Raw genomic sequence first — 14,428 nt, forward strand, 5'->3', positions numbered from 1 at the left:
TTCAATTATCAATTACAAATTACTCTTAGTCATTATACTTCCATCCGGGGTTCTGTACCAGATTCTTGTTACGCTTCAGGTCAGAGAATGAGATGGGCCAGAAGTACATCTTGTCAGTAAATGTAGCCGAGAGGTTGTAAACAGGAATCACTTTCATGAAGTCAGTTTTGCTGCTGGCAGTCATGAATACGTTCAAACCATAGATGCGCTTGTTCTCCTCGATAGGAGCATCCATCCAACGACGTAGGTCGAAGTAGCGCTTGCCTTCACCCATGAACTCAATCATGCGCTCACGCTTGATCTTTGCACGCAGCACATCCTTGTCTGCATATTCAGCAGCAGTGTAATCGGGCAAACCGGCACGAATACGAACGGGCTGGATGCCACGCTTCATTTCCTGCAAGTTACGACCTGTGATTACTACATCATTGCCTTGCCAGTCTTTTTCCTGATAAGCTTGACCTTCAGTCAACTCGTTCAAACATTCTGTGTACATCAGCAAAATGTCAGCGTAACGGATAGCAGGCTCATACTTTTCGCAGATATGATCATAGTTGTTCTGTGCGTTGATATAGTCGTGTGGATTGTAGTATTTCTTCACGCCAATACCTGTACGCAGATATGAGAAAGCATTCTTATAACCATCGCTACCAGCACGATAGTAGGTTACCTGTGTTCCCCACATAGAGTTTGTAGGATGATCCAGCATCTGCCATACACTGCCGCTATATGCTACAGAAGCATAGAAACGGGGTTCGCGCCCTACATACTGCTTAGAAACGTTCATACGCTGCTGTGCCTGCTGGCTTGAGGTGCCCAGGTGCCAAATGGGCACTTCGGGATAAGCATTTGACTGAGCTTCAGAACGGGTGATGAATTCAGTGCTGCGAGGACGGTCGTTACCAGGATTCTCTACAGTCGTAGCACCTGGCTGGCGCCATTCGCTGTACATGCCGTCTACATCACCACCATCTTTCGTATAGTAGGTGTCAACCATCTTCTGTGTCAGACCGTGCGTGTTCCAACCGTTCAGTGAAACAGGCATAGAGTGCAGTACCAACGAACCGATACCATTGTCGTGGTCATTCTTGTTCATGTTGCCACGAGTGAAAATCATCTCGGGATTGTTCGAGGGACTAACTGAACCATTGAACAGTTTTGCATACGACTTGTAGGGGTCAATGTTCTTCCAACCGTTAGGCCAGTTCTTGTCAGAGAATTCAGCATTGTAAGGAGGAGCGACGCTCAAAGGATAGTCACCACCAGTTGTCTGATCGTCGAAGCCGTCAACATAGAGGTCATATACGCCCAAGTCAATCACGTCCTTCAAAGCTGCAGCAGCACGTGCCCACTTTGATTCGTCGTATTCAAGTGAAAGAAGGTAAGTACCATCAAAGTTGCGCAGCTGTTTGGCAATGTCATCATTTACAGAGGCAGGGTGCTTACCGTTCTTCAGTTGACCGTTAGCCAGGGGAGATGCAGCATAGGTGAGTACGATGGCACGAGTTGCCAGTGCGGCACCGATGGTGGGACGCATCACATTACCTTCATCGCGATTGTAATACTTCAGCTCTTTAGAAGCCTGCAACATCTGGTCGGCGATGTAGGTAGCACACTCCTCGTAAGTAGAACGTGGAGTGGCCAGTTCATCGTATTCCAATGTGTAGTCTGCACCTTCGTCAGCCATGATGGGCACAGGACCGAACTTGCGGAGCAATAGCCAGTAGTAGTAGGCACGTACGAAACGAGCCTGACCACGATAGTCTTCAATCTCTTTCTCGGACATCTCTTGGTTGATGCCGATGTTGTGAATGAAGATAGAAGCCTGATAGATACCCTGATAGCAGCGCACCCATGCGTTCTGACCCTGATTCTCGCTATAGTTTCCTTCGTGGAAAGAATTATATGAAGCAAAGTCAGCGTCTTTAGAGTCACCGAACGTGTTGTCACGGTCACCGTAGTACATGTCGTCGTCGAAGTTGAAAGGATTCCAACTACCGCCGTCGCCGCCAGTTGAACCCTTAGAAGCTACTTCGAAGTTGCTTCCGTCCAGGAAAGAGAAGGCATGAGCCAGCCACTGGTCGGCCTGTTGTTTGTCGCTAAAAACGCTTTCAAGTGTTTTGCGGTCGTCGAAATACTTGTCTGAATCCAGGTCAGAACAAGCGGTGAAAGTAGTCGCAAAACCACAGCTTACCGTTGCAGCGAGCAAAATATGTTTTATATTTTTAGTATTCATAATTATAGACTTTCAATTTTTAATTACAAATTGACTTGCATACCCAGCGTAACTGCTTTGGTGATGGGGTAGTCTTCACCTCTTGGCTGAAGCGACTCAGGATCCCATGTGTCGAACTTCTTTGAGAGGAAGAACAGATTGGTGCCTGATACATAGAAACGAATGTTCTGGAAATGTATCTTGTTGACAATGCTCTTAGGCAGTGTGTAGCCGATATCCAGGTTCTTCAAGCGCAGATAGCGACCATCGCGCAGCCAGAACGTAGAGTTGCGGTAGTTGTTGGCATTGCCACCATAGCTCAGACGGGGATAAGAAGCATTCACGTCTTCGTTGGGAGCGATGCCCAGCATGCTGGCTGTCTCGCTATCCACCCAACGGTCGTCGAGCAGACCTTTAAAGATGTTACCCCACTGACCTTCGCTGAAAGCGTAAACGTTCTTACCTAAGGTCATGAAGGTGCTCTTGCCGGCTCCCTGGAAGTGCAGGTTGAAGTCGAAGCCTTTCCATGTTACTGACAAACCAAGACCGTAAATCAGGTTAGGCTTGCTGGTAGCACCAATGGCGCATTCGTCACCAGCATCGATAATACCGTCACCATTTACATCTTTATATTTGATGTCACCAGGCTGTACGGTTCCGAATGTCTGAGTGGGAGAGTTGCGGATATCGTCGTAATCCTTGAACAGACCCAGAGCAATCAGACCACGAACCTGATCTACACGGTAGCCATGCTGGTTCTGGTAAGCATATACATTGTTTTCTTCATCGTATTCACCAATCTCGTTCTTAGAGTAGGTCATGTTACCGCGGAGGGTTACATTGAAATCGCCGAAGCGTCTTTCATAACGGAAATTACCATCGAAACCACGAGATTTTACTGAGCCTACGTTAGCACGAGGATAGTTCCAGCCAATGTCTTTATCATCCTTGCCTCTGTCCCAAAATTCCAGACCAACTGTAGTAGGCAGGAAACGGCGCTCTTGATAGATACCAGTACGCTCTTCATCGAAGTAGTCAACGGTAAGAGACAACTGATTGTTGAATAAAACGAGGTCAACACCAATGTCATTCTTTGTTGCAACCTCCCATGTTACACCTTCAGAAGCCACCTGGCGATAGCGGATACCTTCATATTGGTTGGTGTGGTTTTCACCCCAGTAGTAGCCATTGCCACCACCACCCAGTTCTTTCTCAGCATCAGTCTGAGAACTGAGAAGAGTGTAGAGATAAGGGAAACGTACGTTTGCAAGCTGGTCGTTACCCACTTTACCGTGAGAGAAGCGAACCTTGAACATGTCGAGCCAAGGAGCTATTTTCTTCACCAAAGGCTCCTCACCGATGTTCCATGCTACAGACCATGCAGGGAAGAAACCCCAACGGTGACCGTCGGCAAAGTTCTCAGAGCCATTGTAACCAAAGTTGTAGTCAAAGAAGTAACGGTACTTATAGTTATAAGTGAACTGAGAAGCCAGACTCTTGTTCTTGCGAGATACAGAGTTTTTGATGTCATTGCCCAGATTCTGGGTGGAAATATGCTGATTCTCGGTATATTTGATGTTTGCACCCAGGTTGTGAGCATCCAAGAATGAGCGATCCCAGTGCAGTAAAACGTCCACGAATTCACGGCGCCAGCCATCGCTGCTGGTTGACTGTGTCATGTCTTGAACACTCTGAACTTGCTGGAAGTCCAGCTCACCTGTCTCCGTGTTGCGAGAACGAGCAGAGTAGAGGGCTGGCATACGGTGGTGCTGAATAGCATTTTCGTTGTGGGTATCGAAACCGAAACGAGCAGTCAGGTTCAGGCCCTTAGTAATGAAGTCCAACTTCTGCTCCAAGGTGGCATTTGTCTGGATATCGCTCTGCCACTCGTTGTTGTAGCCAGTCTGTGTACTTGATACCCAAGGGTTGATATAGTTGGCTTCCAAGGTATAATAAGGCTGTCCGTCTTTAATCTCTTCTTTGTAAGTTCCCTTTGCAGGATAATAACCGTTAGAGTAGAGTACAGGTGTGGAAAGTGGGTTGTAACCGAACAACTGTCCCCAAACTTTGTCATCACCGATACCTGGAGAGTTGCGCTTGTTCAAGCTTCCACCTACGCCTAATTTCAGCAAGGTAGTCTTGGTTACGTCCACATCGACGTTCATGCGGTAGTTCCAACGCTTGTAGTTGGCGTTAGTGTCATATTTGTCCTTCAATGTGTTGTCGGTCTTATACATACCTTCATCCTCGGTGTAGGCCATTGACACATAATAACGGGCAGTCTCACCACCACCACTGATATTCAGGTTGGCACGGTAGCTCATAGCACCGTCCTTCAACAAGAGGTCCTGCCAGTCAACGTTAGGATAGAGGTCTGGATCCAAACCTTCACGGATGATGTCGAGCTCAACGGGCTGATACAAACGACCAAGGTTACGTGTTACACGAGCTTCGTTCAGGAAATTTGCATACTGGAAACCATCCACGAACTCAGGTGTGATGGTACGAGTGTTGTAAGAAGTTTCCACCTTACCGTTAATCTGTACCTTACCGGCCTTACCGTGTTTGGTAGTTATCAAGATTACACCGTTTGCACCTTTTGAACCGTAGATAGCTGTGGCAGAAGCATCTTTCAACACTGAGAAGTTCTCAATATCTTCAATATTGATGTCGTCGATGTTCTCGCGCTCAAAACCATCCACCAGGATGTAAGCTTTAGAACTGGCACCAAAAGTAGAGATACCACGAATCCAGAATTCTGAGGTGTTCTTACCGGGCTGACCACTTGTCTGGAATGCCATGATACCAGGAACGTTACCAGCCAGAGTGTTGGTCAGGTTTGAAGTGCTGTAGTGCTTCAGGTCGTCCATCTTTACAGTAGAAACGGCACCCGTAACAGTAAGTTTCTTCTGAGTACCCATACCGGTTACCACCACTTCATCAACAGCATTTTGAACATCTTCCTGAAGGGTGATATTCAGTTCTTTCTGGTCGCCTTTGATCAGAACTTCCTGAGTCTTATAACCAATGTATGAGAATACCAGTGTGCGGTACTGCTGTACCTTGATAGAATAGTTACCATTCAAGTCGGTGATGGTACCAAGACCTTTTGAGTCTTTCACAATGACGCTGGCACCGATAATCTCCATTCCGGAAAGATCGGTTACGCGTCCCTTGATTGTATATTCGTTCTGTGCCAGAGCAGAGATTGTTACGCTCAGGAAGAACAATAGTGTTGCTATATATCTTTTCATAATGTTGAGCCTTTATTTCTTTTCCTCTGCTTCTAAGTTTTCTTCCATAGTAATGGTACGGATAGCGTAGTTGCTCGTATCCAAAATATAGAATATAAGTGTGTTCTCGCCTGTGATAGCATCGCGGTGCACATCGTTTACCAAGCCGGTAGGACGATGGAAACGTGCAAAGTCGCGCAACTCACCATTTTCGTTACCATAAGTATTACCATCAGCATGGGTAGCAGCACTACCGCCGGCATAAGTCTTCACAATGCCTTCCGGTGTCAGCAGACGAATAGCATCGTTTTGTGAGTCACAGAAATAGAAGTCATAGATGTCTGCACGTCCTTCAGCCTCATACTGGTCGTTCTTAACAAAAGTTCCCTGATAGGGACGATGCATCAGCGCTGTCAGACCTACGCCATCTTGAAATCCGTCATGTGACATATCACCAGCTACGCGGTAAGGTGCTGAGAAACGCTTGGTCTCTTCATTATAATCGGAACGCAGAATGTAGTTACGGTTGATAACTACAATGTAAGCATACTTTCCGCTGGGGTGGATGTCAATCTGGAATTCCCAGTTTGTATCCTGAATAGTGAACAGTTTCTCAAAGGCGCCAGATCCACTCTCTGAGCCTGTGTTGATGTCATGCAAGTTATCGTTGACGAATGAAGACCATGTGCGGCCCAGTCCACCCAGTGAGTCAGGCAGAATGGTGTTCCAGTACTTCATCATGTCCAGGCGCAATACTTCACCCTGTGTAAAGCTGGTGAAATAGAGCTCGCCATTGATGGGGTGCAGAGAAGCACCGTTACACTGGCGGTAGTTGGCCAACTGGCGAACAACTGACTTGTTGCTGAATTCACCATCTGGGTCACGGTCAACAATATATACTGAATTAGCGCGATATTGATCGTTGTCGTTATCGGCAGAGATAATCAAGTGCTCACGCCATTTTTTCTGGTCGGCAGTAGCTGTCTTGTCCCATCCTTCGGGAGCATAACCGCTCTTTTCCATGATAGGATTCGAGTCGTCATCGAACATTGGGTTGCCTTCAGCATCCTTCTTCTGAACCATCTGATAGGCGTATGTTCCGTCCTCATTATACATGAAGGGGTCAACAGCAAAGTCGATGGTACGCAGACGCTGGTTAGAGAATTTGCTCAATGGCAGAATGGTTTTTACAGTCTGCTCTTTCAGGTCAATGAGCTGAATGCCGTGGGCCACTGTACCGAAGTGAGGCTCCTGGTCATATACAACAAAAAGTTGGTCGTGATTGTAGGGTGAGAACTGCATTACGCCATCGTTCTTGAAACCGCTGCAATCCTCGAACGAACCGTCGATCCATACAGCGTCGGCTTCCTTGTCGTAGCTCTTACCACAAAGTTTGCCAACAACCATTTTGCGTTCGTATTCAAAACGGTTGGCAGCTTTGGCTTCTTTGCCTTCAATCTTTACTTCGATATCGGCAAAAAGGCGGTTGCCTTCGATTACGTTGTAGGCAGCACCGGGCAGATAGCAGTAGATGCTATTACTCTTTACACTGACTACGACAGCTTCTTTCTTACCAATGAGCACTTTAACCATTTTTGGGTCATTGCCAAAGTTGCTGCCATGAATAAAAATCTGTTGTCCGACACTACCTTTCTCAGGTGTGAAATTGTTAATCGTGATGTCCTTCGAAGGGTCGAAAGGATCAGACGATTGAACGCCGACATAGTCTTCAGCAGTTGTCGAGGACTCACTACACGAGAGTGTAGCAAGTCCTGCGAGAATAGCTGTTATGACTACTAACGGCGTTTTCATGCTTTTCGTTAGTTTCATAAAGTTAGGCTTATAAGTTATTTTTTGTCAATTAATACTTGCATCCAGAATCCGCCAATCACTGAGCGGGCCTTGAAGCCGACCATACGTCCGGTCTTGGTGTCGTACCAGTCGCTGGTGGGAACGCGACTCTCGGTCTCGTTCATGAACTTGTAGATAGGCTCTACAAACTTCAGGAATGTTTCCTTGTCGTTAGCCATTGCTGCGGTCCACATAATCCAGTCGTTCTTGGTGTAGTCCTTACGGATATCAAGGGGCAGACCATATTTGTTCTGCTTCTTCAGATAGTACTTCACGTCACGCTCCATGGCTCCCTCGGGGAATACCTTTGTCTGCCACAGCTTGTCCCAGATCATGTTGTACTTCTGGCTCCAAGTGTTCTTGCGGTCGAAAGCCAGACGATAGTGGTCACCCTCACGAGCATCTTTCTCCCACTGTGTACCCATCTCGCGAGCACGGGCCAAGTACTTGTCGGCAGTATTGATGTCACCCTTCATGCGAGCAATCTCAGCGAAGGCAGCTACACCCATGATAGCCTTGATAGACAGGTTGGCATTGTGAGCCCAGTGACCTGCGAAGTCGTCGGTGCAGAGCTGGTTAGCGGGATCCTGACCGTTCTCAGAGAGATAGTCGGCCCAAGTCTTCAGAATATTGTAGTACTTGTTTACATAGTTGGTGTTGCCGTCAATCTTGCAGAGCTGAGCAGCGAGAGTCAGCATGTTACCAGCTTCCTCAAGAGGCATGTCACCACCGTAAACCTGACCGTTGGCGATGGGGTAGGTACCCAAGTCGTGTGCAGCGAAAGGCTTAGTCCAACGACCAGTGTAAGAATAGTCGAAAATAGAAGTCATCATGGCCTTCTGCAGTTCGGGGTTGTAAACCAGGAACAGAGGAGCCTCAGGATAAGTTAAGTCTACGGTGTTTACACAACCGTTAGAGTTATTCTCCTTAGAGAAGAACAGCAGGTTACCGTCCTTGTCCTGGAACAGCTTGTGGGCTGCAATCACGTGACGATAAGCACCAGACAGGATTTCTGCATAGTGAGCATTACCAGACTTCAGACCATCATCATAGATGCGCTTGTCGAATTCGCGGCAACGCTGCATGATGTTAGCATACTGAGAATTCAGACGGTTGAACATCTGGAAGATGCTTACGGTACCGCCGTGTGCCCAATAGCCCTTGTAGCGCTCGTACATGTATTCGATGTCCTGAATTTCATCGTAACCGATCATCATGAAGCTTGAAGCCTGCTGTGTGCGACCGAAGTCGTGAGTGTAGCTCAGCAGAGGCATGTCGGCAGCCTTAGAAGTTTCAATGTAGCGCTGGCCTCTTCTTTCGAATTCAACCTTACCAGTGCGCATGAAGTCACCTCTAACCTTTTCGGTAGAACCCATGTTCACCTGACCGTTGATGGCAGGAATGTACAGGTAACCCCAGTCGATGCAGATGCCGTCGCCTTTCTTAGCCAGAATAGGCTGGTCGATGGTTCCGCTCTTTACGTAGTTCACACCGTTCTCACGTACAATCTGTGAACGAGTGGGCTGGCTTACCTTGTTCAGACCCATTTCGGGAGTAGCGGCAATGAGCAGCTGAACGTCGTGTTCTTTCTTGTCGGTAGAACGTACCTGATAAGAAATGTAGTTGATGGGAGAAGAGAGCAAGTCGTAGTCGTCAATCAGCATAGGAGCAGTGAATACCACGTCGAGTTCTACAGGTCCGCATATGAATGTGTAATAAGTGTTGGTTGCGAGTACGTCAACAGACTTCTGCTTAGCAGTCAGGATGGTTCCTGCGCTCTTGCTTGTGTTTTTGAACAGTCCGAAGTCAGTGTAAGCACCGCCAGTAGTGTTGTGGCAGTGAGCAGCGATGATGTTCTCACCCTCGTGCAGCAGGGCCTTCAGCTTGTCGTTCAGGTAGAGGCGTACACCTTCTCTCCATGTCTCGCCGGTGAAAGCCACCTTTGTGCCATTGATGAACAGTTCGAACACATCATCGTGTGAGTATATAATAAATAGGTCATCCTTCAGGTCGCTTGCCTTCAGGTTGATGCTACGACGTACATACAGATCACTGTTCTCTTTGCTCCAGTGAGTGCGTACGTGGCTCAGACCGTCGCTACCCCAGGCAGCCTTGCCGCGGTTCCAGCCTGTTGCCTTGAAGTTGGGCTTTGCCCAGTCATTACCTTTCTGTACTTCACGTGTATAATCAGCTTCCCAAGCTTCTTCGTCGGCCATAGGAATGATGGTCTCAAGAATAGGACGCTCTGCACCCATCCAACGATAGGTTGTTCCATCTACGCGGAGCAAACCCTCCATGGGCTTTTCGTCGTCAGTCCAGTGACGGGTTGTACCATCGGTCAGCTGGTCGAATGGAGACCAAATGCTAAAATAAGGATCGCTGACTACCAGAGGAACTGAAGGCAATCGCAAATCAGTCTTCTTGTAAGGAGTGAATAGATTTGCACTTTGAGCCATTGTCGCCAGAGCAACGAGGCTAACAGCGCACATAGTTAAGAATCTTTTCATTAGAATTGTTTGTTATTTTTTAGTTATTAATGAATATTATTAAGTTGTTTCTCTTTTATTAAATTAAGTTTTGTCACCCTTGAAAACAATCTTTTACCTCAAAAGAATCTTATACCTACCATTAATAATCCGGTTCACACCGTAAATAAAAACTACTAACTACTTATCAAAACATTATTACTAACTTTACTTTTCTTATTTTCTGGATGCAAAGTAACACAATTTCTCGCTAATCGAATGAAAAAATCTATTCAAAACAAAATAATAATCGTTCAAATGGCTTTTTTCGGCGTTTATTTGATAATTATGGTTCAATTTTTTTGTCATCTGAAAAGTTAATCGTACTTTTGCAGGGTCAATCTATAACTATCGACTATTAGTATAATCATTTTTTTAGTTGTATGAAGTCAAATAAGGCTCTATATAATATAATAAGGTGTTTTCTCCTGATATTTTTCGTTAGTTGTCAAAACAAAAGTATAACGGAAAATGGGGGTGATTCTACACTTATAATGAAACAATTGGGGTATCCGCAAGCAATTTTTCATGATGGAAAGTATTATTTTACTTTTCAAGGGATGGGTGGAGAGTCAGTTGAACTATATTGCACTGACGATCTTACTAAACTTGAAAAGGCTGAACATCGTACTTTGTGGAGTGCCCAGCAGGATAGTATGACTCATTTCTGGTCGCCTGAGATTTATAATATTGGTGGGAAATGGTACATGTATTTTGAAGCCGATGATGGTAATACTGACAATCACAACCTTTATGTGCTGGAATGTAAGGATGCAGATCCTATGAAAGGTACTTTCGTGATGAAAGGTGTGATAGAAACGCATGCCGAATGGAACTATGGCATACATCCCAATTTACTTCAAATGCCTTCCGGCGAATTGTATTTGCTTTGGAGTAGTTGGCCAAAGCGTCGCAATGAAACAGAGACTCAGTGTATTTATATTGCCCGCATGGAAAATCCATGGACAATTAGCTCTGAACGTGTTTTGATTTCCAAGCCCGATTATGAATGGGAACGCCAATGGATTAATCCCAATGGCAATCGTTCTGCTTATCCCATCTATGTCAATGAAAATCCGGAAGCTTTCATATCTCCCGATGGTCAACGTGTCGTTGTCCTTTATTCCGCAAGTGGCATTTGGACTGTTTATACTGCTATGGGTATGCTTACAGCCCCTGTTGGTGCTGATTTGTTGAATCCTTCTTCATGGACTAAGCGCGATGAGCCGATGATGGCCCCCGATACGATCACCTATAGCACCATATCCAATGTCTATCTGGTACCATCATCAGATGGTAAAGCGACATATATGATTTATGAGAAGAAGTGGTTGGAGAAGGGAAATATTGTCCGTGACACCTATATGCGTCCAATCTCTTGGACAGATGATGGGTTGCCGGTGTTCAATTAGATTGTTTTTATTCATCCCTTCCGTAATTGCTAGTTAATCGAATTTTTACCTTTTTAAAGTTGTAGTAACCTATGCAGACAAGTGTAAAAAAACGAGTGGTAGGAGTTGATATCGGTACTATCCGTACCACATTGGCAATTGTTGATGTGCGTGGAAATGTCATAGCCCATCAACAGTTTGCAACAGCAGATTATCCCGAAATAGGCGGATATATTGACAAACTCACCGAAGCTATTATTGAATTATCCGAAGCCAATGGTGGCTACGACACTATCCGTTCTGTGGGTATCAGTGCTCCGAGTGGAGTGTTTCTATCTGGTTGTATAGAAAATTCCCCGAATCTTCCGTGGAAAGGCGTTATTCCTTTGGCTGCCATGTTGCGTGACCGTTTGGGTGTTGCCGTTGCTTTGGGCAATGATGCCCACAATACTGCTTTAGGAGAGAAAATGTATGGAGCCGCTCATGGCATGAAGAACTTTATTGTACTGAATCTCGGTGTGGGATTAGGCAGTTGCTTCTTCTCTGAAGGCCACGAACATCAGGGCGCCTTTGGCTATGCCGGTGAATTTGGCCACACTTGTTTTGAAGAAAATGGACGTCCCTGTCCTTGTGGATTGCGTGGATGTTTAGAGACCTATGTTGCCTCGGCAGGAATTGCTCAAACTGCTCGTGAACTGTTGGCTGAAAGTACAGCTCCTTCCAAAATGCGTGGTGTTGAGCACCTTGATTCAAAAATGATTACCCAATTCTGTGATGAAGGTGATGAGTTGGCTATTGAAGTCTATCGTCGAACCGGTCAGATTTTCGGACGTGCACTTGCTACTTACGCTACATTGGTCAATCCAGAGGCTATTATTGTTACAGGTGGCGTATCACAGGCAGGCGAATGGCTGTTAAAGCCAACGCGTGAGTCGTTCGAAAAGCACATATTCCGTAACATGGTTGGTAAAGTTCGCATTATGCTTTCTGACCTGCATAATGCCGAGCGCGATGTCTTAGGTGCCAGTGCATTGGCATGGGAAGTTCCCGAATATTCATTGTTCAAATAGACAGTCTTAATTAAGAGATATAAAAAGCTGCTTAATCTCCTGAAGGATTAAGCAGCTTTTTTGTATGTATTATTCGTTACAGTCAGGATCAATACCTGTGCCTACGTTTGCTTTTGGGAAAGCAGTGATACGTAGTCGGGCGGCTCCCATAGGAACCAGCTTTATATCCTCTACCTCTTGGCTGCGTTGAGCATAACGGGTGGGTAGATCTGCTGTCATTCCGGTCTCGTCGAATCCCCATGATGGAATGCGTTGAGCCTTTGCCGTGAATTGAAGGGGAACCGATTCAAGTGTGAAAGGATAATTGTCTGCAGGCCAAGGACGGCGGATGACAGAAAGGTCTAAGGGCATTCCTTCGTCGTTGGTCACTAGGGCATAGTTCCATGGGCTGTCGGCGAAGATTTCATATGCCGGCCAAAGAGATTTGTCAACACTTGCCTGCCAGTGACTGTCGTCCTGCACAATTTCTGGGTCGCTGCTGTCACGCTTGTTGTATCGCTCGTCAATCTGAAGTGAGAGCGTCAGTGGTCCGTAATCTACTGTAAGGCTGCCTTTGTTCTGTTGCCAGGTGCGCATACTGATATTCATTGGCAAAGTAAGGCGTAGTTCGTCTCCCTCTTTCCAGGTGTTATTCAGACATACATACTTTCCTGCTTGCAGAGAAATGGCATCGATGGCATTACCATTGAGCGTGATTGAGGCTTCATTGGCCCACTTCGGTATTCTCAGGTAAAGAGGGAAGGCTGTTGGCTCAGAGGTATGGATGGTCATTGAAACCTGTTCTTCGAAAGGATAGTTAGAGTTGATGTCGAGGGTTACGGTTTTTCCGTCAGCTACCTCAGCCGTTGTCTCACTGGCCAGGTAAACCATCGCGGCAAGACCCTTGTCGGCAGTCTGCATTACCAGATGCTCAGTAAGGTAAGGCCATCCCATGCCGTGGTTATGCTGACAGCAGCGGCTGCTGAAAGGACTCATGGAAAGCATGCCACGCAGACTGTTGTCAATGCTGGGAGCATGATTTTTACCGTCGCTGACAGCCATGTTGGGAGAAGTGATATAGCGTAGTGCACGCATATCAGAGGTTAGAGCAGCTGGCAGCGTGTTGAAAGCCACATCCTCCAGATGGTCTGCCCATGCAGGGTCACCAGTAATTCCCATCATCATCTCATCGCTGGCCATCTGTTCCACAACGGCACATGTTTCAGCACCCTGACGTGGATCGCTATATCCTTGACGGGCATTCTCGTCGGCTCCATACATGCCGCCAGGCACCTGTCCGTAGCGCTTTCTCATTTCACGCTGATTGTTATAGGCACACTGCAACATGTCCTCTTCGCCTGTATATACATAATAGGTGGCAGGTTCACGGAATCCCTGGGCCACATTCACACCGTGGTAGTTTGGCAGGTCATCTTTCATTGTCCAGTCAACACCGCAACGATGCAGCTTAGCGATAAGGGGCAGTATAGTTTCGTCTCCGGTTTGGTTATACAGCCAGATTACGCTCCATTCGTTGTCGCTGCCACGTTTCCCTTGCCATAATCCCTTGAGGAAATGGTCGTCTGGAATAGTCATTTCCCATTTGAAGTAGTTCTTCATTGCTGTGAGTACACGCTCATCGCCACTGTGCTCGTAGTAGGTCTGAAGCGCCCATAGCATAGGCATCTTTGCCCACAGGTCGGGAGTGTTGGGATCACCATCAGTACCGCTGGGGCCAAGTTCGCCGTTCGATTTCAGATGACTCAGTACGGCATCAAACCATACCTGTGCTTCTTGTTTCATCTGCTCGTCGTCAAGTATATAAGCCAGCGACGAATATCCGCGCAGCCAGTAGGGAACTTCCTCCCATCCGTGATCACCACGGTCACTGAGCCATTGGTTGTTGTTCTTGTCAAGCCAAGCGCTGACAGTGCCTAATTGTCCATTTAAACCCTTGCTCTGACGGTCGAGTATTTCTCGCAGCCATCCCTTGGGTTGCACTTTGCCGACAGGCAGCTTCTTCAGATATCCGCCGTGGAGTGGGGCACGGTAAACAGTCTCTGACGGACGATCTGTGATTTTAACTTCAGCTTGAGAAAAAGCTGTGGTAGATACCAATGTGGCAGCGGTTACTGCTAATAGGTTGAATATCTTTTTCATTCTT

7 protein-coding genes are annotated in these 14,428 nt (G+C 46.6%); 2 read left to right on the forward strand and 5 right to left on the reverse strand.

Annotation, left to right across the window (positions count from 1 at the left end):
- Positions 1 to 25 precede the first annotated feature (25 nt).
- Genes L6475_RS03790 through L6475_RS03805 form a run of 4 tightly spaced genes read right to left on the reverse strand, consistent with a single transcriptional unit; the run spans position 26 to position 9,806 of the window.
- Positions 26 to 2,236: a RagB/SusD family nutrient uptake outer membrane protein gene (locus L6475_RS03790; RefSeq protein ID WP_237822649.1), complete on the reverse strand. Its 2,211-nt coding sequence runs from the start codon at positions 2,234 to 2,236 to the stop codon at positions 26 to 28.
- Between the two features lie 23 nt (positions 2,237 to 2,259).
- A complete protein-coding gene (locus tag L6475_RS03795; RefSeq protein WP_237822652.1) occupies positions 2,260 to 5,469 on the reverse strand; it encodes a TonB-dependent receptor in 3,210 nt (1,069 codons plus the stop codon).
- A 12-nt stretch (positions 5,470 to 5,481) separates the two neighbouring features.
- Positions 5,482 to 7,260: an IPT/TIG domain-containing protein gene (locus L6475_RS03800; protein ID WP_237822653.1), complete on the reverse strand. Its 1,779-nt coding sequence runs from the start codon at positions 7,258 to 7,260 to the stop codon at positions 5,482 to 5,484.
- Between the two features lie 35 nt (positions 7,261 to 7,295).
- A complete protein-coding gene (locus L6475_RS03805) occupies positions 7,296 to 9,806 on the reverse strand; it encodes a glutaminase family protein (RefSeq protein ID WP_237822655.1) in 2,511 nt (836 codons plus the stop codon).
- Between the two features lie 512 nt (positions 9,807 to 10,318).
- Here L6475_RS03805 and L6475_RS03810 point away from each other — a divergent pair.
- Together L6475_RS03810 and L6475_RS03815 are read left to right on the forward strand one after the other, a co-directional pair.
- The gene (locus tag L6475_RS03810; RefSeq protein ID WP_255777607.1) at positions 10,319 to 11,236 is read left to right on the forward strand and encodes a family 43 glycosylhydrolase; all 918 of its coding nucleotides are present in this window, start codon (positions 10,319 to 10,321) and stop codon (positions 11,234 to 11,236) included.
- A gap of 71 nt (positions 11,237 to 11,307) precedes the next feature.
- Complete coding sequence (locus tag L6475_RS03815) at positions 11,308 to 12,285, forward strand: ROK family protein (RefSeq protein ID WP_237822659.1); 978 nt, start codon at positions 11,308 to 11,310, stop codon at positions 12,283 to 12,285.
- Positions 12,286 to 12,354: 69 nt separating this feature from the next.
- On the opposite strand, the gene L6475_RS03820 is transcribed toward L6475_RS03815, so the two are convergent.
- The gene (locus tag L6475_RS03820; RefSeq protein ID WP_237822661.1) at positions 12,355 to 14,424 is read right to left on the reverse strand and encodes a beta-L-arabinofuranosidase domain-containing protein; all 2,070 of its coding nucleotides are present in this window, start codon (positions 14,422 to 14,424) and stop codon (positions 12,355 to 12,357) included.
- Between the last annotated feature and the right edge of the window lie 4 nt (positions 14,425 to 14,428).

Origin of the sequence: Prevotella sp. E9-3, assembly GCF_022024015.1 — a bacterium.
Taxonomy (GTDB): Bacteria; Bacteroidota; Bacteroidia; order Bacteroidales; family Bacteroidaceae; genus Prevotella.